Raw genomic sequence first — 22,703 nt, forward strand, 5'->3', positions numbered from 1 at the left:
AAAGCCAGGGATTAACCTCCCTGGCTTTTTTGTCTTTTTAAAGTGTGTCAAGATAGGAAATGTTTGAATTATCGTATAAAATAAAACTATTAATACGATGCTAAGGGGAATTTATTTAATGGTAAAAACAGCAAATCGACAGGAAACGATTGAGACCTTAAAGCAAAAAATCGTTTCATTATATGACTATTTTATTGGCCATGAGGATGAGCAAAACGCGGCAAAACTGAAACAGCTTGCAAAAAAACTGGAAAACCGCGAATTTGCCATCGCTTTTTGCGGCCATTTCTCAGCAGGCAAATCAACCATGATCAATCAGGTGATTGGGGAGAAATTATTGCCATCAAGCCCGATTCCGACCAGTGCCAACCTGGTTAAAGTCAAGAGTGGCGACGATTATGCAAAAGTGTTTTTTAAAAACGATAAACCGCGGCTTTATTTAGCCCCTTATGATTATGAGTTAGTCAAGAACTATTGCAAGGACGGCGACAAAATCGAAGAAATTGAGATCAGTCACAGTGATTCGCATTTGCCTCCGAATACGGTGATCATGGATACGCCGGGGATTGATTCAGCTGATGATGCCCATCGAATTGCAACAGAATCAGCGATTCATCTTGCGGATTTGATTTTTTATGTAATGGATTATAACCATGTTCAGGCTGAGCTGAATTTTCTGTTCACCAAAGAACTGACCCAGGCTGGAAAAGATGTTTACTTGGTTATTAACCAAATTGATAAACATAAGGAAGAAGAATTGCGTTTTCAAGATTTTCAAAATAGTGTCACGGAGTCATTCGCTTCATGGGGGGTAAAACCGGCAGGTATCTTTTATACATCCTTGAGGCATGAAGACCACCGCTACAACCAATTTGGTGAGTTAAAGAGATTTATTGCCGATAAGCTTGCCTCAAAGGATCAATTGATCATCCCATCAGTATTTCATTCATTGAAAAAGCTTACCCAAGATCATCTTGACCAAGTGGAAAAACTGGAAGCGGAGCGATTATTGCCATCCGAAACCATCCTGGATGAATTATCCGATGAGGAGAAATCTGAACTGCTTGATTCCTATACTAGGATTACAAATAAGTTGCAGATTTTGAGAGCGGGAACAGAAGAGCAGGAAAAAACCTTTGATTTCGAAGTTGCCCAACTGTTAAAAAATGCTTACCTAATGCCATTTGGGACAAGAGAATTGGCAGAACGATATTTGGAATCATGTCAGCCGGGGTTTAAAGTCGGTTTCCTATTTTCCAAACAAAAGACGGAGGAAGAACGAAACGCAAGGCTTGAAAGCTTTCATCAAGATATTCGGGAAAAAACAAAATCACAGCTTGAGTGGCATATTCGTGAGTTTCTGCTTCGGACGTTAAAGGAGCGCGAGCTTGATGAAGGAGAGCTGCTTCTAGCAGCCCAATCCTATTCAATCCCTGTTTCCAAGGATGTACTAACAAAAGTGGTAAAATCGGGTGCCTTGCTTTCCGGTGAATACCTCCTTCATTATACTGATGACGTTGCGAATGAAATCAAGCGAATCGCAAGAAATTCTCTGGCCGAAATAAAAGCGATGTATGTAGCTGCCTTAAAGGAACAAGCAACCAAACAGAGCGAGCGATATGAGGAAGAATATCGCAAATTGGGCAGATATGTAACCGCATTGGCCGAACTGCAAAAATATAAAGAAGCCATTGCTAATAACCAACAAGTAATCGAAGATCTGCTTAATCAGGAAGGCGGCCTGGCAGATATGCACCACCCGCTGTTTATAGCAGGGGAAGAAGAGTTTGATGTAATAAAATCTCAATTGGTGCCTGACACCAATAAGGACGTTAGTACTAGTATTAACAAAAGAATGGTAAATACAGTAACTGCAGTCCCAGCTTATCTTCCTGATGAACATGAGGACGATCATTCCAATGGTGCAGTGGGGCATTTAATGCAGACAGTAGACAGGCTCCGACACGCTTCAGGACTAGTAAAGGGGCTGCCAGGATTTCATAAGCTCGGCTTGGAATTGGTTGAGAAAGCGGAAAGATTAGAAAATAAAGGATTTACCGTGGCGCTTTTCGGAGCCTTTAGTGCCGGGAAGTCGTCATTTGCCAATGCGCTTATCGGCGAGAAGGTATTGCCGGTTTCGCCAAATCCCACGACTGCGGCAATCAATAAAATAAAGCCGGTCACTAAGGAATATCAGCACGGCACTGTCCTTGTCAAATTCAAGGAAAAACAAGCGATGCTTGACGATCTAAACCGTTCGCTTAAGGTATTTGATTCTCATGCCAATGATTTTGCCGAAGCTGCTAAGCAAATTGACAAGATTATGCTTGAACAAGGTCAGGAGGGAGTGCTCGAGAAAACCCATTATGCCTTTTTACAGGCTTTTAATCGGGGCTGCGGCAGGTTTGCCAATCAGCTTGGAACCGTTAAATCAACCGACTTGAAGGAATTTCATGAGTTTGTTGCTCACGAAGAAAAGTCTTGTTTTGTTGAATGGATTGAGCTTTATTATGATTGCGAGTTAACCAAAAAAGGGATTACTCTTGTCGATACGCCTGGGGCAGATTCAATCAATGCCCGTCACACCGGCGTTGCGTTTGATTATATTAAAAACTCTGATGCGATTCTGTTTGTCACTTATTACAATCATGCGTTTTCCAAAGCCGACCGCGAATTCCTGATTCAACTGGGCCGCGTGAAGGAATCATTCCAAATGGATAAAATGTTTTTTATTATCAATGCGATTGACCTTGCGGAAGATGAAGAGGAAAAACATTCAGTCCTCGATTATGTCTCGGGGCAGCTAATCCAATATGGCATCCGCAACCCGCATTTATTTCCATTGTCAAGCCTGCTCGGCTTGCAGGAAAAAACAAACAAGCTTGATGGTCAAGAATCCGGGCTGCCCCGATTTGAACAAGCTTTTTACCGGTTCATTGCCAATGACCTGACTGAAATGGCAATAGCGGCCGCGGAAACGGAACTTGAACGGGTAAGGTTATTAGTAAAGAAACTAATTCAAAATTCACAGGAAGATAAAAGCGTAAAAGAACAAAAGCGTTTGGAGTTGGAAAAACAGAAAGGGCTCATTCAGGATTTGTTTGCCAATCAAACTGTCGAGCCATTAAAGACCCGGCTTTTCCAAGAAGCCGATGAACTCATCTATTACATCAAGCAAAGAGTTTTCTTGCGCTTTAATGATTTCTTTAAGGAGGCCTTTAATCCATCCTCACTGAGGGACGATGGCCGCAATTTAAAGAAAGCTTTGCAGGCGGCCCTTGATGAATTTCTGGAAAGTCTCGGGTTTGATTTTGCCCAGGAAATGCGGGCAACTACCGTCAGGATCGATCGATTTATCGATAAGCTGCTCGCCGATTATCAAGCAGCCCTTACTCGGTCATTAAATGAAATCAACCAAGACTTATCTTTTTCAAATTATGAAAGAGGAGCGGGTGGGGAAATTGATTTCCCGCTGGCGTTTGTCGAGCTTGAGCAACAGCTTTTTACAAAGGCAAAATCCTATTTTAAAAACCCTAAAGCTTTCTTTGAAAAAAATGAAAAGCAGTTGATGAATGAGGAGTTGTACCGTGTGTTAACAACACCTGCAGATGACTATCTGAAGCTCGAGGGCGAACGGCTTAAGCGTCATTATGATGAACAGTTAAATAAAGACTTTGACCAGCTGGTAGAGCACATGAAGGCGGAAGGCGATGATTTTTATTTCAGTCTTTTTGCGGCTTTGGGAGGCGGCGTATCGCTTGACATGTTACTGGAAGTTTCTCGTCAGCTTGAAAACTAATTGCCTGGTTTGGGGGAGTTTTTGATGAAGTATGTAGTGGATAAACAATGGCTCAAGACTCATTTAGATGATGAGACCGTTATTATTGCCGATTGTCGTTTTTCCTTGGCCGATTCAAAAAAAGGACAGAAGGAATATTTGGCGGGACATTTGCCGGGGGCTGTGTTTTTTGATTTGGAAAAAGATTTATCAAGTCCGGTGAGCGAGCATGGAGGGCGCCACCCGCTCCCGGACCATGATGAGTTTATTACCAAGCTTGAAGCCGCCGGGATTGATGAAACGAAGACTGTTGTTGCCTACGATGGAGGCGAAGGTGCGTTTGCGGCTCGTTTTTGGTGGCTGCTCCACTATTTGGGCCATGAAAAGGTATTTGTTCTTAATGGTGGGTTTACTCAGTGGACAGCGTCCGGTTTCCCGATCACAACAGAAGTTCCTTCCTATCAAAAGACTGAATTCACGATTAGCCTTAAGCCTGATATAGTCGCTTCTGTCGACGAGGTGAAGCAGGCCGCACTTAGACAAAGAGAAGATGTTGTACTGATCGACTCTCGTGAAGAAAAGCGCTACCTTGGTATTGAAGAACCGATTGATAAGAAAGCAGGGCATATTCCTGGTGCAGTCAATAAGCCATGGATGCTGGGGCTTTCCGCCGGTGAATATAGGTCGGTTTCGGAACAAAAAGAACGGTTTTCAGATATCAGTCTCAAACAAGAAATCATTGTTTATTGCGGTTCTGGAGTGACGGCCACACCTAACTTTCTTACCTTAAAGGAGGCCGGATACAAAAATGTCAAGCTCTACCCAGGCAGTTTCAGTGACTGGATCTCCTATCCGGAAAATAAAGTGGAGTAAATTGGGGCCAAAATGTGTTATAATGGGAATCGTGTTGTCGAAAAACACTTTTGGGAGGGCTCCAAATGACAAACAAAAGACCTTCATTAATGCTTGTTGATGGTATGGCTCTATTATTCCGCGCTTTTTATGCAACGGCTGTAACAGGGCAGTTTATGATAAATTCAAAAGGGATTCCGACCAACGGCATCCATGGTTTTATTAAACATATGTTTACTGCAGTATCGACATTTAAGCCTACTCATCTTGCGGTTTGTTGGGATATGGGCAGCAAAACCTTTCGGACCGAACTGTTTCCCGATTATAAAGGGAACCGTGGCGAAGCCCCGGTAGAGTTGATTCCGCAATTTGATCTAGTGAAGGAAGTGGTTGAATCCTTTGATATTCCTAATATCGGCTTGGAAGGGTTTGAAGCGGATGACTGCATTGGTACAATTGCCAATCAGGCAAAAGAGCATTCAGATGTGTCGATCCTGACAGGAGATCAGGATATCCTCCAACTTCTTGATGACAGAGTTTCAGTCATCCTGCTTAAGAAAGGCTATGGAAATTACCTTGTCCATACACCGGAAACATTCATTGAGGAAAAAGGAATTACACCGCGGCAGATGATTGATTTAAAGGCGTTGATGGGGGACACAAGCGACAATTATCCAGGAGTCAAAGGAATCGGTGAAAAAACAGCGTTAAAGCTCCTAAAGCAATTTGAGCATGTTGAGGGGATTATTTCCAATCTCGATCAGCTGTCCAAATCTCATAAAACGAAAATCGAACAGGACTTGGACATGCTTCATTTATCGCGCAGACTAGCTGAAATAAAATGTGATGTCCCTGTAACCTGCAAACTGGAAGAGGCCGGTCTTCGTATTGCAAAAGAAAAGGCGTTAAGCAAATTGCAGGAACTGGAACTTAGGGGCGTTCATCGCCTTTTGCCGCTTGAGGAAGCGTTTATATCATAGAAAAGGGTGGTCTCTCATGAGGCACCCCTTTTCATTTATTTTAAATTTTTGTATTGGATTTTTTTGCGCGATTTTCCAGCTTGCTCTTTGGTGCTTCGGAAAATTCGGCATCCTGCCCATATCCTTGCGGATTGACGCCAGGTGCTTTCGTACCGCGATTATTTGCTCCACTGCCTTTATTGCTCATAATGCTCACCTCCCACAATGGTAGTATTTCCTGCCCGCATAATAAAACTCAACTTTTTGAACAATAAGGACAGGGGTGATGCTATGAACAAAGGTGTATATTTAGCCCTGTTAAGCATTGGGCTGGCTCAGGGACTAAAGATTCCCATTCACTATATAAAGAAGAAGGAATGGCGGCCGGAATTGTTCTTTGGAACTGGCGGAATGCCAAGCTCCCATTCGGCTGGTGTATCTACATTAACCACTTATATTGCCTTAAGACGAGGGCTTCCGACAGTCGACTTTGCCTTATCCCTCATTTACGGGTTAATTGTCATGTATGATGCCCAGGGAGTCAGAAGGCAGACTGGTGAGCTGACTTTGAAAGTCAATTCAATGAACGAGTTAATGGAAAAGGTGCACAAGGAAGAATCACTGGAATTCAAGGAAAAATCGCCAAAGAAGCTGAAGGAACTGCTTGGACATGAACCGGAAGAAGTGCTGGGCGGTGCAATCCTTGGCATTGCTATTGGTATTATTGGCCATCTATGCACAAAAAAAGATAGAAAATTGTCGAAATTTAAGTTAAAATTTTAGAGGGATGTTTAACGAAAGTTTGGAGAGGGTTGACAATTCAGTGCTGACGTTAGAGGATTATTTGCATAACTTGAGAGGGAAAGGTTTTTTATTTCAAGAGGATGCAATCGGGTTCATTTACTTTGGGAAACACTATACAAGTGCTGACGATGAACTGATTAAAACGGCAATTGAGCTGACCTTAAAAGCACAGAAAACCTTTGACGGCAGCTTTTATGTTTCATTGCTTGAAACATTTACAAAGCATCAACTCAAAACTAGAAAAGACGCAATAAGGTTTGTAAAGGAAAATCGATTGCTTGCCATTTAAATGAAGACTCCCTAAACCATTAGGGGGTCCTATTTTTTGCCATTTTCTTTTGTCTTTCTTAAAAAACAGAAAGGAATATGTCATTCAAGGGAATAATATATATAGCTATCCGTGAAAAACTTTGAAAGGCTGACTAATGATGAAATATAGATTGGAATGGAAATATAAATTAAAAAATAATGAAAGGGTTCAATGTTCTGCCGATTGGGTTACTGGGGAAACTGCCTTGCAAATGGGGGAAGAGCTTGAGGCAGCCGGTAAGGTAAGTGATTTGTATTTTTATGATGAAAAAGGTACCTCGTGGATATTAAAGGAAATGAAAAAGCTGCTGGCAGAAATTGAGGAAGACCCTCATGATATTATTGTCTATTTTGATGGTGGCTTTCAAAAGGAAACTAATCAGGCCGGGCTTGGAGCTGTTATCTTTTTCAACCAGGGCAAGAAGAAATACCGGCTTCGCGCCAATGAGCGTTTTGATGAACTGGAGACAAATAACGAGGCCGAATATGCCGCATTATATTATGCATTAAATCTTTTGGAGGATTTAGGGGTAAGTCATTTATCATGTGAATTTAAGGGTGATTCACAAGTGGTGTTAAAACAGTTAGAAGGAGAATGGCCGTGTTATGAAGATGTATTAAATCGCTGGCTTGACCGTATTGAAGAAAAAATCAAAGCACTGGATATTCACCCTAAATACACCGTAATCCCGCGTAAGGATAATAGGGAAGCGGATAAACTTGCAACCCAGGCGCTGGAGGGAAAGGAGATATTTGCCAAAACGATCATTCTATAAGGAACGGGGTGCAGAATAACTGGAAAAGGATATGGCAAGAAAAGAACTGTTTACACAGGTAGAACGCCTTATGAATCAATACTGTGAGGGCTGCTTTTTACACCGGCAAATTAAAAAGGACCAGGGCCGAAGAACGGCACACCGGTTTTGTATTACTCAATGTACCATAGGGGAAGAAATACAACATTATGGAAAAAAACTGCAATAGTAGAACAAAAAAAGGCTGACATGCTGTCAGCCTTGATTTTTTATTAGTAGATTAAAGTTTTACAACATTTGCTGCTTGAGGTCCACGGTTGCCTTCAACGATTTCGAAAGAAACTTCTTGACCTTCTTCCAAAGACTTGTACCCGTCGCCTTGGATTGCGCTGAAATGTACGAATACATCGTCTCCGCCTTCAACTTCGATAAATCCGAAGCCTTTTTCATTGTTGAACCATTTTACTTTACCATTTTGCATGTACTTCTTCCTCCTAAGCCTTTCAGAACACCTGTTGTTGGTGTCAAAGATAAATATTTGTCATGTAATGAAAGTTTTAGCGGAATTGCTAATGTATTCGATTACATGATGCTTTAAATATACAATAATGCCTTTGGACAGTCAAGGAACGCCGAAAAGGTTTTTTTCAGCATTCAGAAGGCATTATACAAGGTGATTTTTTTCGAAAAAATTAAAATTAGCCTACATAAAAATACCTTTCCCTCATATGTTTAATTAATATCCTTTTTCATGTTGAGGTGGAGCCGTTTGTTTCGTTTTTCAATCGATGGCGGAGAATGGATTTTAAAGTTCTCTCCCAAATTAGCTATTGATGAAGCAGAAAAACAGGCAATTTTACTGTCGTTGCTGCATATTGGAGAGAATCTTGCGAAATTCCCGCATGGCAGCGCCTTTATTATGTTCACGCAAAAAATTGGTGCCATTGTATTTGATGTCGAACGAATTCCATCACTAATCCTGACTGTTTCAAACATTGTTGCGGAAGAGAATTGGTATAACAAAAACCAATATTGAAACAGCTTTAAATAAAGGATAGAAACCGGGAATGCAGTCTGCACCCCGGTTTTTTTTTGATAATTGTAACAAAATTGACAAAAAGCTTTCAAGGTTGCCCTACTTTGTTTGGTAAAATTAGGTTGAGATTAAAATGATTCTAAAATAATAATACATAATGTTTATATGTGAAAACGTGAGCAATGTTTTATGCATTATAAAAATAAATTAAAAGGGGTGTTAAAAGTGGATCCGGTTTTATTGGCAAGAATCCAATTTGCGGCCACAACCATTTTTCACTTTTTCTTTGTTCCGCTGTCAATTGGCCTTGTCCTAATGGTTGCGATCATGCAAACGCTGTACGTCGTTAAAAAACAGGAACTCTACAAAAAAATGGCAAAGTTTTGGGGACATTTGTTTCTGATAAATTTTGCTGTCGGGATCGTTACAGGGATCATCCAGGAATTTCAATTCGGAATGAACTGGTCGGAATATTCCAGATTTGTCGGGGGTGTTTTTGGAGCGCCGTTGGCTATTGAAGCGCTGCTCGCCTTTTTCATGGAATCAACTTTTATCGGGCTATGGATATTTGGCTGGGACCGACTGTCAAAGAAACTCCATCTCGCATGTATCTGGCTTGTAACCCTTGGGACCACATTATCCGCTCTTTGGATCCTATCCGCCAACTCATTTATGCAGGTTCCGGTCGGGTTTGCGATAAAGAATGGACGCGCGGAAATGAATGATTTTCTGGCTCTTGTCACCAATGGACAATTGCTCGTCGAATTCCCACACGTTATTACCGGGGCCATCTGTACGGCCGCTTTCTTTGTGGCCGGGATAAGCGCTTATAATCTTCTCAGAAAAACGAGTATCGCTTTTTATAAGAAATCGTTAAAAATGGCCTTGATTTTTGGATTGATCGGCAGTATCGGTGTCGCTCTCACCGGTCATACACAGGCACAGTACCTCGTTAATACACAGCCGATGAAAATGGCAGCCGCAGAAGGGATCTGGAAGGATACCCCGGACCCTGCTCCATGGTCCATGTTTGCCTGGATTGATACAGAGAATCATGAAAATCAGTTTGAAGTTAATATTCCGTATGCCTTAAGCTTTTTATCCTATTCGAAATTTGAGGGCAGCCTGAAAGGGATGGAAACACTGCAACAGGAATATACCGAAAAATATTATACTGTCGTCGGTGAAGGAACGAGCTATATCCCGCCGGTAAAAACCACTTATTGGAGTTTCAGGTTAATGATCGGTTTTGGCGTGGCAATGATGATCCTGCCCATCGTCGGCATGTTTCTCTGGAGAAAAGGACGTCTCGAAACGAGCCCGATATTCATGAAGTGGATGATTCTGGCAATCGCCTTCCCGTTTTTGGCTAATACAGCCGGATGGATAATGACAGAGGTCGGGCGCCAGCCATGGTCGGTATTTGGCTTGATTACTACGGCCGATGCCGTTTCCCCTAACGTTTCCGCGGGAATGATTTTATTTTCGACCATTATGTATCTACTCGTGTTTTCGATTCTATTAATTGTTATGGTGTATTTAATGGTTCGGGAAATTAAAAAGGGTCCGGATGCCAAAGATGCACTTGCATTGAAAAATCCGACAGATCCATTTAAGGTAGGTGCCTAAGATGGAATTGAGCGAACTATGGTTTATCTTAATCGCCTTGGTTTTCATAGGATTTTTCTTTCTAGAGGGCTTTGATTTTGGAGTGGGGATGTCGACACGTCTTCTGGCAAAAAATCAGACGGAACGGACGGTGATGGTCAATACAATCGGCCCGTTTTGGGATGCCAATGAGGTGTGGCTGCTGACAGGAGGCGGGGCCATTTTTGCGGCCTTCCCGCATTGGTATGCAACCATGTTCAGCGGTTATTACCTGCCGCTTTTGGCCGTATTGCTTTGTTTAATTGGCCGCGGCGTCTCTTTTGAATTCCGGCGTAAAGTGGATGACCCTAAGTGGACCGAAATTTGGGACTGGGTTATTTTTATTAGCAGTTTATTCCCGCCGTTTTTGCTTGGGGTCCTGTTTACTAGCATGTTGAAAGGAATGCCGATTGGGCAAGACATGAACATGACACCGGGATTCTTTGATTTTATAAATGTGTATTCACTTTGGGGCGGAGTTACGGTTACTTTATTGTGCTTCTTGCATGGTTTGCATTTTCTTACATTAAAAACCGACGGTGTGCTTAGACAGCGGGCGGCGGTATTGGCCAAAAAGGTTGTCTGGACGGTGTTGGGAGCCTTAGTTATTTTCGTCGGACTTTCCTGGCTGATGACCGATATTTTTGAGGTGCGGCTCGTTCCAGAGTTGATCCTGGTTGTATTGATTGTCGCTGCCTATGGATTGTCCTACATGTTTAATAGGCAAAAACGTGAAGGCTTGGCCTTTTCAATGACCGGCCTTGGCTTGGCGTTTACCGTAACAGCCATTTTTGTCGGGCTTTTCCCGCGGGTTATGATTAGCTCGATCGACACGGCTTTTGATTTAACCGTGTACAATGCTGCCAGCGGGAATTATTCCTTGAAGATCATGACGATTGTTGCCTTAACCATACTGCCATTTGTTTTGGGCTATACGATTTGGAGCTATTATGTGTTCCGTAAACGAGTAACCGATAAGGAGCATTTGACTTACTAATGGATAAAGCTTTATTTAAAGTGAAAGGGATTAGGGCGGTCCTTGCCAAATTGGCCGCCTTAACCGTCATTCAAGCGAGTATGATTATGACCCAGGCCTTTTATTTGGCCGCGGCAATCTCCTCTCTTTTTGGAGGAGATTCTTTTCATCGTACTGCAAGAGAATTGGCTATCTTTTTTCTTGCACTGACCATTCGTCAAGGAGCTGCTGTTTGGAAAAAACATATCGCCTTTCATTTTGCTGCTTATGCAAGTGAAACTCTCCATGCTGCTTTATTGGAAAAATTGTTCCGATTAGGGCCGCGGTTTGTCAAAAAAGAAGGTTCCGGGCAGACAGTAACATTGGTAATCGAAGGGATTACTAAATATCGCCATTACCTCGAACTAAGTCTGGTAAAACTGCTGAATATGGCGCTTATTCCAATGGCCATCATGATTTTTATATTGTCCTTAAATGCCCGATCTGCTGTCATTCTGACCCTCGCGTTGCCGCTCTTGGTCATCTTTATGATTCTTCTTGGGCTGGCTGCAAAAACAAAGGCAGACCGCCAATATGAATCATACCATCTTTTATCTAATCATTTTGTCGATTCATTAAGGGGTCTGGAAACGTTAAAATATTTGGGACTCGCCAAAAGTCATGTAAACAAGATTGCATATGTAAGTGAACAGTACCGCAAAGCAACACTAGCTTCCCTCAAAATAGCGTTTTTATCTTCTTTTGCGCTGGACTTTTTTACCATGCTATCGATTGCCACCGTTGCCGTGTTTTTAGGCCTGGATTTAATAAATGGGGACATGTATCTCCACCCTGCCTTAACCATTCTGATTTTGGCGCCTGAATTTTTCGTGCCGATTAGGGAATTAGGTTCGGACTATCACGCCACCCTTGATGGAAGAAATGCCGGGAAGAAGATCATGGAACTATTGGAGCGGGAAACCTTTCAGGAATTAGACACTCTTGTTCCAGTTTGGGATTCCTCAACAAATTTCACGATAAAGGGCTTATCAGTTCAATATGATGATTATGCAACAGCCTTGGAGGATATTGAACTAAATGTAACGGGGGCCAAAACAATTGGGATAATTGGTGCAAGCGGTGCAGGAAAATCAACGTTAATCGATGTGCTAAGCGGCTTTTTAAAGCAGGAATCAGGGAATATCCAGATCAACCAGCAGAGAGTGGAAACGCTGGCTGCTAAAAGCTGGCAGCGACAGCTTAGTTATATTCCGCAGCATCCCTATATTTTCCATGATACTGTATTAAATAATATCCGTTTTTATCATCCTGATGCTCAAGCAAATGAAGTTTACGAGGCGGCAAGGTACGCCGGGCTGCTAGACGTTATTGAATCACTGCCGGAAGGTTTGGCCACAATGATCGGTGATGGCGGGCGGCATTTAAGCGGTGGTCAGGAACAGCGAATTGCTCTTGCGCGATCTTTTTTGGGAAAACGTTCAATCATCATGCTGGATGAACCGACAGCCCACTTGGATATTGAAACGGAATTGGAATTGAAGGAAAAAATGCTCGACTTTTTTAAAGGTAAGCTGGTTTTTCTTGCGACCCATCGCCTCCATTGGATGAGGGATATGGATGAAATCATCGTCCTAGAACATGGACGGATTGTCGAGAGTGGTGACCATGAACAGCTGTTGGCCAATAAATCTGTGTATTATCAGCTTGTCAAAGCACAGGAAGGAGAAGTGTAAATGGACAGGGAAAATTGGATTATTGCCTATATCTGTCAATACAGCAGGTTTTTCGTTCTTTCAATTATTCTTGGGACCCTGACCATCCTTCTGGGTACAGGCCTTATGTTTACTTCCGGCTATTTAATTTCCAAAGCCGCAACCCGTCCAGAATCCATCTTGATGGTTTATGTGCCAATTGTCGGTGTACGGACATTTGGGATTGGCAGGGCCGTGTTCAGTTATGTGGAAAAACTGTCCGGCCATTCGCTTGTTTTAAAGATCCTCTCACAAATGCGCATAAGGCTATATAAGGTTGCCGAACCCCAGGCTTTCCTCCATCGCTCGCGGTTTCGCACTGGTGAAATGCTGGGACTTCTTGCCAGTGACATTGAACATCTACTGGATTTTTACTTGAAGACCTTCCTTCCATCGGTTGTTTCCATTTTCGTTTATGCAGGCCTTATTATCTGGATGGGGTGGTTCTCGATTCCATTTGCCATCATAGGAGCGATGATGATTGGTTTACTTTTATTTGTGGGGCCACTTTTTTCGTTACTCTACATGAAAGCTCGAAATGAACGATTAAAAAGACTGAAAAACGGCCTGTATGACAAGCTTACCGATACGGTAATGGGGATAAGCGATTGGATTTTTAGCGGCAAATATTTTTTGTTCACTGAAGAATACCAAAAGCAAGAACAAGAATCCTATAAACTGGAGCGGCAGAAATTGGCGTTTACGAATGGCCGGGATGTACTAAACCAGTTTGTTCTCGGGGGAATGGTCATCCTTACCGTTGCCTGGGCAGGGAAATTGACTGCCGAGGGGAGAATTGCGCCCGTTTTAATCGCTGCGCTTGGTCTTTCGCTACTCACGGTTTTGGAATCGTTTTTGCCGATTGCCGGAGGTGTAAGTGAACTGCCTGCCTATCAGGATTCCTTGAGGCGGCTTGAAGCGATTGAACGGGAGAAACCACCTGAGAAAGAAGTCGGCACTGAAAAACCTTCGGCACAGCAGCAATCCATTTCGATTGAAATGGAACGCTTGTCATTCGGGTATAGCCCTGGTGAACAATTGTTAAACGAGATTACTTTGTCCATTAACCAGGGTGAAAAGGTGGCGATTCTTGGCAGGAGTGGCTCCGGAAAATCAACATTATTACATTTAATCCTTGGCTCACTCTCTCCGTCTTCAGGAGAGGTAAAAATTAGTGGCCTCCATCCATGTAGAATAGAATCTATTGCAAACTGGGTTGGTGTTCTAAACCAGAAACCTTATTTATTTAATACAACGGTTATTAATAACATCCGTTTAGGCAAACCTGATGCCACTATTGAGGAAGTGCAAGAAGTAGGCCGCATGGTCGATTTAGACGAAATAATTGCTAATTTACCAAACGGCTATGAGACGCTAATGGAGGAAACAGGTCAACGCTTTTCTGGCGGTGAACGCCAGCGAATTGCCCTTGCCCGCATTTTGCTGCAAGATACGCCAATTGTAATTTTGGACGAGCCTACTGTCGGCCTCGACCCATTAACAGAAAAAAGGTTGTTAGCCACTATGCTTAAAACACTTAGTGGAAAAACAATTCTCTGGGTAACCCACCATCTGGCCGGAGTCGAAAAAATGGACAAAGTACTCTTTTTAGAACGGGGAACCATTACGATGCAAGGAAGCCATCATAACCTCTTGGAAACCGAGGAGCGATATCGCCGCCTCTATAAATTGGACCGGCCGTTTTCATAAGTATTTATGTATAATAGATTTGGAGTGTTAAAATAAAGGCAGGGAAAAAGGAGCTGCTTTTTGTGAAATTAATTATTGCCGAAAAACCGGACCAAGGTTCAACCTTGGCATCCATATTTAAACACAAACGCCAGAATGGCTTTATCGAGGTCTTTCCGAATGAACTGTTTCCGGACGGTGCTTTTGTCACTTGGGCAATCGGCCATATATGCCAATTGGTCCAGCCGGAAAAATACCAACAGGAATGGAAAAAATGGTCATTGGACAACATGCCGATCATCCCGGAGCACTTTGAATATGAGGTGACCAAGGATAAGGCCAAGCAATTTGCGGTTATTAAAAAATTGGTAACCGACCCGCAAGTGACGGAAATTATCCATGCAGGAGATGCCGGGAGGGAAGGTGAACTGATTATCCGCAATATCTTAAGGTTAACGAATTGCCGAAAACCGATGAAACGATTGTGGATTTCTTCATTAACCCCAAATTCAATCAGAGAAGGCTTTAAAAAGGTGCTTGATGAATCGGATACACGCAACCTTTATTTTGAAGCCTACACACGAGCCTGCGCTGATTGGGTTGTTGGAATGAATGCTTCCCGACTATACAGCCTTCTCCTAAAAAAACAAGGTTTTGCCGATGTTTTTTCGGTCGGCAGAGTTCAAACTCCCACCCTGGCGTTAATTGTAAAGCGCGAATTGGAGATAGAAAACTTTAAACCGGAACCGTTTTGGGAGGTCATTGCCCAGTTCCTTGTAAATGGAAAAAAATATAGCGGGAAATGGCAGAATGATGGGGAAACGAGGGTCAATACAAAAGAGCTGGCAGAGAAAGTGGCTGCCTTTTGCCGTGAAAAACCCGCTGAAGTGAGCGAGGTCCAATGTGAACGGAAGGAATTCCTGCCGCCGTTATTGTATAACTTGTCTGCCCTACAGGCCGATGCCAATAAACGTTTTAAATTTTCGCCAAAAAAGACATTGGACGTGCTGCAGCAGCTTTATCAAAAAGGCTACGTCTCCTATCCCCGTTCGGATTCCCGCTATGTAACGAAAGAAGAGGCCGGCAATTTCCCTGATATTTTGGGGAAGTTAAGTCAGTTACAAGACTATGCAGGATATTTCCCCCTGCCTATTCCTTCCATTGCGGACAACAAAAGATACGTCAACGAGAAAAAGGTGACTGACCACTATGCGATCATCCCGACTGAACAAATCCCGAATGTCGAACGGTTAAGCGCTGACGAGCGAATATTATACGATTTAATTGTAAAAAGCTTGCTGGCTGCTCATTATGACAAAGCCGTATTTGAATATACGAATGTGACAACTTTAGTGGATGGACGGGCGATGTTTATCTCAAAAGGAAAAGTGCAAATTGCAGAAGGCTGGAGAAAAGTCATTAATCAAAGGGATCAGGATGATGATCCGTCGCTCCCAACGCTCGCAAAGGGAGAGCAGGGAAAAACGGCGAAGGTTGACGTCAAGGAAAGCCAAACCCAGCCGCCGAAGCGCTACACGGAGGGCCAGTTAATTACGCTGATGAAAACGGCCGGGAAACATATTGAAGATAAAGAACTAGAAAAGGTATTGGCAAAAACGGAAGGTCTCGGCACCGAGGCAACTCGGGCAGGAATTATCACGATGCTTAAGGACCGCGCGTATATCGATGTAAAGAAGAATTTGGTCTATGCCACCGCAAAGGCCAAAATTTTGATTGAGGCAATCGGAAAGGAAATCCTCGCCTCGCCGGAAATGACCGCAAAATGGGAGCAGAAGCTGAAAGAAATTTCCGAAGGTCAGGCGTCACCGAAGCAATTTATGGAACAGACGAAAAAGATGGTCCATCACTTAATCACCTCCAGTGTCGGTCAGTCAGCAACTTGGGTCTTTTCCAAGGAGGTCAGCGAAAATTTTACCCCCGGCAAACAGCGGAGGCAGAGACGGGCCCCGGCTAAACTCGGGCCGTGCAAAAAATGTGATGGTTCGATCGTAGACAAAGGAAATTTTTATGGCTGCAGCAATTACCAGAATAATAAATGCAATTTTACCATTTCAAAAAAAATTCTCGGTAAAACAATTACCCAGAAAAATATAAAACTGCTGCTTTCTGATGGTAAAACAGAGCTCATTGAAGGCTTTACCAACAAAGACAGAACATTTAATGCCAGGCTTTATTTAGATGAAAAGGAACATAACTTGAAATTCTTGTTTGGTGAAGGGGTGGAGCGTCGCAAAAGCGAATCACACTAGATAAGTGAAAGTGTCTATAATGAATTTAGAACAGAATAAATTTTAGCCTAGCTCTGCTCACACCGCCTTATTGGCAAGGTGTGCCTTTCTGAAAATATTTCCATAGTTAATAGTGGGTGCAACGTTATATTAAGATTGTGAAAAAGAACCAGCAAAATGACGAAATGAATGGAAAGCGACAAACGTCCTTGTCACTCATTTTGTTATATAGTAAACTTTTTATGATGATGGACATTTGGAGGGTATTGGATGCCAACACCTAGCATGGAAGATTATATCGAACAAATATATATTTTAATTGAAGAAAAAGGATACGCTCGGGTTTCCGATATAGCCGAGGCGCTATCCGTACATCCCTCCTCAGTTACAAAAATGGTTCAAAAGCTTGATAAAGACGAATATTTAGTCTATGAAAAATATCGCGGACTAGTGTTAACTGCAAAAGGGAAGAAAATTGGCAAACGTCTTGTTTTCAGACATGATTTACTGGAACAATTCCTGAAAATTATCGGTGTTAAGGATGAAAATATTTATAATGATGTCGAAGGAATCGAGCATCACTTAAGCTGGGATTCGATTGATCGAATCGGAGATCTTGTTCAATTTTTTGAAGAAGATGACCAACGTATTGAAGCACTATTAGAAATTCAAAAACGAGCTGGAGAAGAGTAAATAGAAAGCACCTGGAATATTGTTTCCAGGTGCTTTTAGAATGGATTTGGAAAATAGTCAAAGCTTTGATCTTGTTCTGGCATTAACGAAACATGTCCATTTGTATCCAAATATGTTTGAACCCCAGCAATAACCCCATTTTCTGCTTCGACTATCGCCTTTTGGTAGGAAATAACCCTTCCTTCCGAAGTCACAAAACTGATAATATCCCCAAAATGATTACGATGCAGTGCAACAATTGTTTCCAAGAGAATGCCTCCTTTGCCCTCTTATTCTTTCTAAATTCTTGAAAAATAAACAAGGAGACGAAAAAACCTGCCAAGCCGGCAGGTTCTGTTTTTCTTACCCCCATAAATAAGGAGTTTCTTGGTAAACATAATAATTAAGCCAATTGGTAAAGAAAAGATGCCCATGAGACCGCCAGCGATTAATCGGCGGCTGTGTCGGGTCATTATTAGGAAAGTAGTTTACTGGTACGTGAATCTCCAGCCCTTTATTGACATCGCGCTCATATTCCTGTGCTAATGTATCGGATTCATATTCCAAATGCCCAGTGATCATGACATGCTTCCGGTCACGGGAAGAAATCAGCAATGCTCCGGCATCCTCTGAAGCGGCAAGCAGCTTCAATTGTGGGTGGTTTTTGATGGCTTCAATTGAAACGTCTGTATAGCGGGAATGCGGTGCATAAAATTGATCATCGAACCCTCGTAATAATATATCACCCTGGTCAAAAATCCGATGGGAATAGATGCCTGAGCATTTCTGGGATAGCTCAAATTTCCGTATCCCGTAGTGATGGAATAGGGCTGCCTGAGCCCCCCAGCAAATATGTAGTGTGGAGGTAATGTTTCCTACAGTCCAATCCATAATTTCCATTAATTCAGCCCAATACTTTACCTGTTCAAATTCCAATAGCTCAACAGGGGCACCGGTAATAATCATGCCATCAAACTTTTGGTGTTTCACCTCGGAGAAGGTTGTGTAAAATTGTTCAAGATGTTGTTTGCTTGTGTGTGTCGACTCATATGAAATCGTTTTTAGAAATTTCACATTCACCTGCAGCGGCGAGTTGCCTAGAAGCCTTAAAAGCTGCGTTTCCGCCTTTTCTTTTTCGGGCATCAAGTTTAAAATCAGGATATTTAATGGACGGATATCCTGGCTGACGGCACGTTCATCGTCCATAATAAAGATATTTTCCTGTTCAAGAATTTCTCGTGCAGGTAATTGTTTAGGAATGTTAATCGGCATTTGCCTTCTCCCCTTCCTTATGAATATTACTCTATATAACATTCGTACATTAACAGTGCATAAAATTTATGAGCTGTTGTTAAAAATTCAATATTTATATTATAAGCATTATTTGAAATTTAGAAAAGATAATATTTGTTCACAAAAATTTATCGGAATGTAAACGCTCTTCTGATAAAATAAATGTAGCATTAAGAAATTCTGCAGAATGTGGGGGATTTACGTGGTAATGGAAACGAATGTAAAGTCTGACATTGAAATTGCCCAAGCATCCAAAATGAAGCCTATCGCCGAGATAGCAGCCAAGATTGGATTAACAGAGGACGATCTCGAACTTTTTGGCAAGTTTAAGGCCAAGCTTTCTACAGAAGCACTTGGCAAGCTAAAGACTAAACAAAGCGGAAAAATAATTCTTGTAACGGCAATCAGCCCAACTCCGGCCGGAGAAGGCAAGTCAACTGTTACAGTGGGATTGGGGGACGCATTTAACCGGCTTGGCAAAAAGGCGATGATTGCCATGCGTGAGCCTTCCTTGGGACCGACAATGGGAATTAAGGGTGGGGCGACCGGCGGCGGATATTCACAGGTATTGCCGATGGAAGATATAAATCTTCACTTTACCGGAGACCTGCATGCCATAACAACCGCAAACAACGCCTTGGCCGCATTGCTCGATAACCATCTCCAACAAGGGAATGAGCTAAAAATAGACCAGCGCCGGATTGTTTGGAAGCGGGCAGTTGATTTAAATGACCGCGCTCTTCGGAAAGTTGTCATTGGTCTTGGCGGCCCATTGCAGGGTGTACCGCGTGAAGATGGATTCGATATTACGGTCGCATCAGAAATCATGGCTGTATTATGCCTGGCATCTGATATTAAAGATTTAAAAATGCGCTTATCCCGAATCGTAGTGGCCTATAATTATAACAAAGAGCCGGTAACCGTAGGGGATTTAGGGGTAGAAGGAGCATTAACCTTATTATTAAAGGATGCGGTTAAACCGAACCTTGTTCAAACGATTGAACATACACCAGCTCTTATCCATGGCGGCCCGTTTGCCAACATTGCCCATGGCTGCAATAGCGTCATTGCAACGGTTGCTGCCTCAAAATTAGCCGATTATGTCATTACCGAGGCTGGATTTGGCGCTGATTTGGGTGCCGAGAAATTCTTGCATATTAAATCAAGAAGTGCCGGAATCAAACCGGAAGCGGTTGTGGTCGTCGCGACAATCCGGGCCTTGAAAATGCATGGCGGATTGCCAAAAAACGAGCTGGCAAAAGAGAATATTCAGGCATTAACCCTCGGTTTTGCCAACTTGCAAAAGCATATTGAAACAATCAAAAGCTTTGGCTTACCGGTTGTGGTGGCGATCAATAAATTTATTACCGACACAGACCTTGAGGTTCAAACGTTATTGGATTGGTGCGATTGCGAAGGCGTTTCCGCCGCTTTAACAGAGGTTTGGGAAAAAGGCGGCGAAGGCGGTCTTGAACTCGCTCAAAGACTGCTTGAGGTTATCGAAAAAGAGGAAAATAATTTCCACCCATTATATGAATTGTCTGATCCGATCGAAAACAAAATTAGAAAGATCGTGCAAAAGGTTTATGGCGGCCGGGATGTGGAGTTTTCGGCAAAGGCTAGAAAACAATTACTTGATTTTGAGAAATTTGGGTGGTCAGAGTTAGCCGTTTGTATGGCGAAAACACAATATTCATTTTCAGATGATCCTGCCAAGCTTGGCAGACCGAAGGACTTCACCATTACGGTAAGGGAATTTAAACCGTCAATCGGTGCGGGCTTTATTGTCGCATTGACTGGGGAAGTCATGACCATGCCCGGTCTGCCAAAAAAACCGGCGGCCTTAAATATGGATGTTGACGAAAACGGCAATGCCATCGGACTTTTCTAAAGGAGTCGACTGCGTTCATGTTTGATCCAACTGCTTTCGATAATATGAAAGTCGTTATCGAAGGTTCCTTTTATGACCGTGACAGTGCCGGGAAGATTGTGATAACAGACCGGAACGATATAATAAACCTTGCAAAAATGTCCCGCTTCTTTAATATTTTCTTGACACTGCCCGAAATAAGTGGCCCGTCAGTGACTGCAAAGCTCGAACTGGAATCGGGGCTTGAAAATCTGGCGGCGGAGTTGCTAGCCAGCTCCCAGGCGGGGCGGCTTCCCGGCTGTTTTATCAGACTGCAATTCTTTTTGGAACATGGAGATGAAGTCAAGGTTTACCAGGATATTGAAGCCATTTTCACTGAGATCTGGGGAGAGACAAGGAAAATCACCCAAGTTGTCGAATATAATCCATTAGCCAAGCCGAATCAAATCAGGAATGTTGTCACGGTCGAGTTCGACCGGCTGATTGGTGAGGAACAATTGGAGGATATCGTTGAAATGGTTGATTTTTTGATAATCACATTACAGCGATTGCAGGAGTATATTTACGGCAGAGAATAGGGGGGAGCAGATGTCTGTTTACAAATTTAAGGCCAAGACAATTGATGGTGAGGAAATATCTTTAAAAGCATACGAGGGAACTGTACTACTCATCGTCAATACTGCCAGCAAGTGCGGTTTTACACCACAATATAAGGAATTGCAGGGACTGTTTGAAACTTATAAAGATCAAGGGTTTAGTGTTCTAGGATTTCCATGCAATCAATTTATGGGCCAAGAACCAGGGGAAGAAGCCGAAATTAAAACCTTTTGTGAATTAAATTTTGGTGTAACATTTCCCATGTTTGCCAAGGTGGATGTAAATGGCGTCTATGCCCATCCGTTATTTGTTTATTTGAGAAAACAAACCCCCGGAGTTTTAGGCCTAAATACGGTTAAGTGGAATTTTACCAAATTTTTGGTTGACCGTGACGGAAAAGTGGTTAAGCGATACGCGCCGACCACCAAACCGAGCGATCTTGCAAAAGATATTGAAACATTGCTGCAAAAGGAGCCAGTTAAATAACTGGTTTCTTTTTTTGGGCTTTTATGATATTTACAAGTTCAAAAATTACAGTTACTATTAGTAGTAGGTACTAATTAAAATTACAAGGGGAGATGACCGGTGGTAAAAACCGCTTGGGTTACAGATAGCACAGCTTATTTGGACGTAGAGTTAAGAAATCACCCGGATTTATATAGTGTTCCATTATCGGTTATTTTAGATGGGGAGGAATTTGCTGACGGGATTGACCTTACCCCCCAACAATTGTTTGGAAAATTAAAAGAATTGAAACAGGCTCCAAAGACTTCACAACCATCAGTTGGTGCCTTTCAATCATTATTTGAACAGCTATCTAAGGATTACGATCAAATTGTTGCCGTCCTTCTCTCAGGAAAGTTAAGCGGAACCGTTTCATCCGCTGAACAGGCCGCCAAGCTGGTAGAAATCCCAGTTACCATCGTTGATTCAAACATCCTTACCATGCCAATGTCAGCGCTGTTGAAAAAGGGAATGGAGTTATTGACTAACGGACGACCTTTGGATTCAGTCGTCAAAGAATTAGAAGCGCTTAAACTTACAAATGAGACTTATGTTCTTGTCGGAAGCCTTGAACAGTTGCATCGCGGCGGAAGAATGTCTGGGCTGCAATTTTTCCTTGGAAGCATGCTGAATGTAAAGCCGATTATTTCGTTTGATAATGGTGCGTTGTTTGTAAAAGAAAAGGTACGCAGCGAGAAGAAAGCAAAGGAAAAAATTCTCGATTACTTTAAACAGGACTATGAAAAACATCAGTTTAAAGAAGTTTATTTGCTTTATGGGCTCCATGAAGAGCATACATCTGATTGGAAGCGGGAGCTGCAGGAAAAGTATCCTGAGCTAAAGGTGTATTGCGCCCCTTTAGGTGCTGTAATTGGTGTCCATGCTGGTGAAAATACCCTTGGGATCAGCTGGTTTAACGGTCTAAAATAAGAAGATTTCAATAACCTCGATGAATTTCGGGG

Annotated in this window: 22 protein-coding genes; 18 read left to right on the forward strand and 4 right to left on the reverse strand. The window is 42.5% G+C overall.

Features of this window, described 5'->3' with window-relative positions; translation table 11 throughout:
* Window positions 1-118 precede the first annotated feature (118 nt).
* From M3234_RS17065 to M3234_RS17075, 3 genes are all read left to right on the forward strand, one after another.
* A complete protein-coding gene (locus M3234_RS17065; protein ID WP_262305854.1) occupies window positions 119-3,799 on the forward strand; it encodes a dynamin family protein in 3,681 nt (1,226 codons plus the stop codon).
* A 24-nt stretch (window positions 3,800-3,823) separates the two neighbouring features.
* Entirely contained in the window at window positions 3,824-4,651 is an 828-nt protein-coding gene (locus tag M3234_RS17070; RefSeq protein ID WP_262305855.1) for a sulfurtransferase, read from the forward strand.
* A gap of 65 nt (window positions 4,652-4,716) precedes the next feature.
* Window positions 4,717-5,610 carry a 5'-3' exonuclease gene (locus tag M3234_RS17075; protein WP_262305856.1) on the forward strand — a complete coding sequence of 298 codons (894 nt, stop codon included), beginning with the start codon at window positions 4,717-4,719 and terminating at the stop codon, window positions 5,608-5,610.
* Window positions 5,611-5,650: 40 nt separating this feature from the next.
* On the opposite strand, the gene sspL is transcribed toward M3234_RS17075, so the two are convergent.
* Window positions 5,651-5,797 (reverse strand): small, acid-soluble spore protein L, encoded by a 147-nt coding sequence (gene sspL, locus M3234_RS17080; protein ID WP_262305857.1) that lies wholly within the window; start codon window positions 5,795-5,797, stop codon window positions 5,651-5,653.
* An 83-nt stretch (window positions 5,798-5,880) separates the two neighbouring features.
* Between sspL and M3234_RS17085 the strand changes: the two genes are divergently transcribed.
* From M3234_RS17085 to M3234_RS17100, 4 genes are all read left to right on the forward strand, one after another.
* Window positions 5,881-6,372 carry a divergent PAP2 family protein gene (locus tag M3234_RS17085; protein WP_262305858.1) on the forward strand — a complete coding sequence of 164 codons (492 nt, stop codon included), beginning with the start codon at window positions 5,881-5,883 and terminating at the stop codon, window positions 6,370-6,372.
* Between the two features lie 40 nt (window positions 6,373-6,412).
* Window positions 6,413-6,682, forward strand: coding sequence for a DUF6123 family protein (locus M3234_RS17090; RefSeq protein ID WP_262305859.1), 270 nt, complete (start codon window positions 6,413-6,415; stop codon window positions 6,680-6,682).
* A 139-nt stretch (window positions 6,683-6,821) separates the two neighbouring features.
* Window positions 6,822-7,478: a reverse transcriptase-like protein gene (locus M3234_RS17095; RefSeq protein WP_262305916.1), complete on the forward strand. Its 657-nt coding sequence runs from the start codon at window positions 6,822-6,824 to the stop codon at window positions 7,476-7,478.
* 31 nt (window positions 7,479-7,509) lie between these two features.
* Window positions 7,510-7,686 (forward strand): zinc-finger domain-containing protein, encoded by a 177-nt coding sequence (locus M3234_RS17100; protein WP_262305860.1) that lies wholly within the window; start codon window positions 7,510-7,512, stop codon window positions 7,684-7,686.
* Between the two features lie 51 nt (window positions 7,687-7,737).
* On the opposite strand, the gene cspD is transcribed toward M3234_RS17100, so the two are convergent.
* The gene (gene cspD, locus M3234_RS17105) at window positions 7,738-7,938 is read right to left on the reverse strand and encodes a cold-shock protein CspD (RefSeq protein ID WP_023627628.1); all 201 of its coding nucleotides are present in this window, start codon (window positions 7,936-7,938) and stop codon (window positions 7,738-7,740) included.
* 288 nt (window positions 7,939-8,226) lie between these two features.
* Between cspD and M3234_RS17110 the strand changes: the two genes are divergently transcribed.
* The 7 genes from M3234_RS17110 (at window position 8,227) to mntR (ending at window position 17,498) form a co-directional block, all read left to right on the forward strand.
* Window positions 8,227-8,493 (forward strand): hypothetical protein, encoded by a 267-nt coding sequence (locus M3234_RS17110; RefSeq protein ID WP_262305861.1) that lies wholly within the window; start codon window positions 8,227-8,229, stop codon window positions 8,491-8,493.
* A gap of 225 nt (window positions 8,494-8,718) precedes the next feature.
* Window positions 8,719-10,122, forward strand: coding sequence for a cytochrome ubiquinol oxidase subunit I (locus tag M3234_RS17115; RefSeq protein ID WP_262305862.1), 1,404 nt, complete (start codon window positions 8,719-8,721; stop codon window positions 10,120-10,122).
* A 1-nt stretch (window position 10,123) separates the two neighbouring features.
* Window positions 10,124-11,137, forward strand: a complete 1,014-nt coding sequence (gene cydB / locus M3234_RS17120; RefSeq protein WP_262305863.1) for a cytochrome d ubiquinol oxidase subunit II — start codon at window positions 10,124-10,126, stop codon at window positions 11,135-11,137.
* A complete protein-coding gene (gene cydD / locus M3234_RS17125) occupies window positions 11,137-12,849 on the forward strand; it encodes a thiol reductant ABC exporter subunit CydD (protein WP_262305864.1) in 1,713 nt (570 codons plus the stop codon). The genes cydB and cydD overlap by 1 nt, the downstream gene beginning before the upstream one ends.
* Window positions 12,850-14,577, forward strand: a complete 1,728-nt coding sequence (cydC, locus tag M3234_RS17130) for a thiol reductant ABC exporter subunit CydC (RefSeq protein WP_262305865.1) — start codon at window positions 12,850-12,852, stop codon at window positions 14,575-14,577.
* Between the two features lie 62 nt (window positions 14,578-14,639).
* Window positions 14,640-16,826 (forward strand): DNA topoisomerase III, encoded by a 2,187-nt coding sequence (locus M3234_RS17135; protein WP_262305866.1) that lies wholly within the window; start codon window positions 14,640-14,642, stop codon window positions 16,824-16,826.
* A 249-nt stretch (window positions 16,827-17,075) separates the two neighbouring features.
* Window positions 17,076-17,498 (forward strand): transcriptional regulator MntR, encoded by a 423-nt coding sequence (gene mntR / locus M3234_RS17140; RefSeq protein WP_262305867.1) that lies wholly within the window; start codon window positions 17,076-17,078, stop codon window positions 17,496-17,498.
* A gap of 35 nt (window positions 17,499-17,533) precedes the next feature.
* On the opposite strand, the gene M3234_RS17145 is transcribed toward mntR, so the two are convergent.
* Window positions 17,534-17,746 carry a DUF3892 domain-containing protein gene (locus M3234_RS17145; protein ID WP_262305868.1) on the reverse strand — a complete coding sequence of 71 codons (213 nt, stop codon included), beginning with the start codon at window positions 17,744-17,746 and terminating at the stop codon, window positions 17,534-17,536.
* A 94-nt stretch (window positions 17,747-17,840) separates the two neighbouring features.
* Complete coding sequence (gene metA / locus M3234_RS17150) at window positions 17,841-18,749, reverse strand: homoserine O-acetyltransferase MetA (RefSeq protein WP_262305869.1); 909 nt, start codon at window positions 18,747-18,749, stop codon at window positions 17,841-17,843.
* A gap of 229 nt (window positions 18,750-18,978) precedes the next feature.
* Here metA and M3234_RS17155 point away from each other — a divergent pair, with 229 nt between their 5' ends.
* The 4 genes from M3234_RS17155 (at window position 18,979) to M3234_RS17170 (ending at window position 22,671) form a co-directional block, all read left to right on the forward strand.
* A complete protein-coding gene (locus tag M3234_RS17155; RefSeq protein ID WP_396953963.1) occupies window positions 18,979-20,661 on the forward strand; it encodes a formate--tetrahydrofolate ligase in 1,683 nt (560 codons plus the stop codon).
* Between the two features lie 17 nt (window positions 20,662-20,678).
* Window positions 20,679-21,218 (forward strand): hypothetical protein, encoded by a 540-nt coding sequence (locus M3234_RS17160; RefSeq protein WP_262305871.1) that lies wholly within the window; start codon window positions 20,679-20,681, stop codon window positions 21,216-21,218.
* A 10-nt stretch (window positions 21,219-21,228) separates the two neighbouring features.
* Window positions 21,229-21,723, forward strand: a complete 495-nt coding sequence (locus M3234_RS17165) for a glutathione peroxidase (RefSeq protein ID WP_262305872.1) — start codon at window positions 21,229-21,231, stop codon at window positions 21,721-21,723.
* 99 nt (window positions 21,724-21,822) lie between these two features.
* Window positions 21,823-22,671: a DegV family protein gene (locus M3234_RS17170; RefSeq protein ID WP_262305873.1), complete on the forward strand. Its 849-nt coding sequence runs from the start codon at window positions 21,823-21,825 to the stop codon at window positions 22,669-22,671.
* Window positions 22,672-22,703 lie beyond the last annotated feature (32 nt).

The sequence above is a fragment of the Neobacillus niacini genome, assembly GCF_023715785.1.
Lineage (GTDB): Bacteria > Bacillota > Bacilli > Bacillales > Cytobacillaceae > Neobacillus > Neobacillus niacini_E.

Coding starts and splice junctions, on each gene's coding strand:
- sspL (WP_262305857.1), bottom strand. CDS start 5,797: ATGAGCAATAAAGGCAGTGGAGCAAATAATCGCGGTACGAAAGCACCT.
- M3234_RS17160 (WP_262305871.1), top strand. CDS start 20,679: ATGTTTGATCCAACTGCTTTCGATAATATGAAAGTCGTTATCGAAGGT.
- cydC (WP_262305865.1), top strand. CDS start 12,850: ATGGACAGGGAAAATTGGATTATTGCCTATATCTGTCAATACAGCAGG.
- M3234_RS17155 (WP_396953963.1), top strand. CDS start 18,979: ATGGAAACGAATGTAAAGTCTGACATTGAAATTGCCCAAGCATCCAAA.
- cydB (WP_262305863.1), top strand. CDS start 10,124: ATGGAATTGAGCGAACTATGGTTTATCTTAATCGCCTTGGTTTTCATA.
- cydD (WP_262305864.1), top strand. CDS start 11,137: ATGGATAAAGCTTTATTTAAAGTGAAAGGGATTAGGGCGGTCCTTGCC.
- M3234_RS17070 (WP_262305855.1), top strand. CDS start 3,824: ATGAAGTATGTAGTGGATAAACAATGGCTCAAGACTCATTTAGATGAT.
- M3234_RS17075 (WP_262305856.1), top strand. CDS start 4,717: ATGACAAACAAAAGACCTTCATTAATGCTTGTTGATGGTATGGCTCTA.
- M3234_RS17095 (WP_262305916.1), top strand. CDS start 6,822: ATGAAATATAGATTGGAATGGAAATATAAATTAAAAAATAATGAAAGG.
- mntR (WP_262305867.1), top strand. CDS start 17,076: ATGCCAACACCTAGCATGGAAGATTATATCGAACAAATATATATTTTA.
- M3234_RS17100 (WP_262305860.1), top strand. CDS start 7,510: ATGGCAAGAAAAGAACTGTTTACACAGGTAGAACGCCTTATGAATCAA.
- M3234_RS17085 (WP_262305858.1), top strand. CDS start 5,881: ATGAACAAAGGTGTATATTTAGCCCTGTTAAGCATTGGGCTGGCTCAG.
- M3234_RS17165 (WP_262305872.1), top strand. CDS start 21,229: ATGTCTGTTTACAAATTTAAGGCCAAGACAATTGATGGTGAGGAAATA.
- cspD (WP_023627628.1), bottom strand. CDS start 7,938: ATGCAAAATGGTAAAGTAAAATGGTTCAACAATGAAAAAGGCTTCGGA.
- metA (WP_262305869.1), bottom strand. CDS start 18,749: ATGCCGATTAACATTCCTAAACAATTACCTGCACGAGAAATTCTTGAA.
- M3234_RS17065 (WP_262305854.1), top strand. CDS start 119: ATGGTAAAAACAGCAAATCGACAGGAAACGATTGAGACCTTAAAGCAA.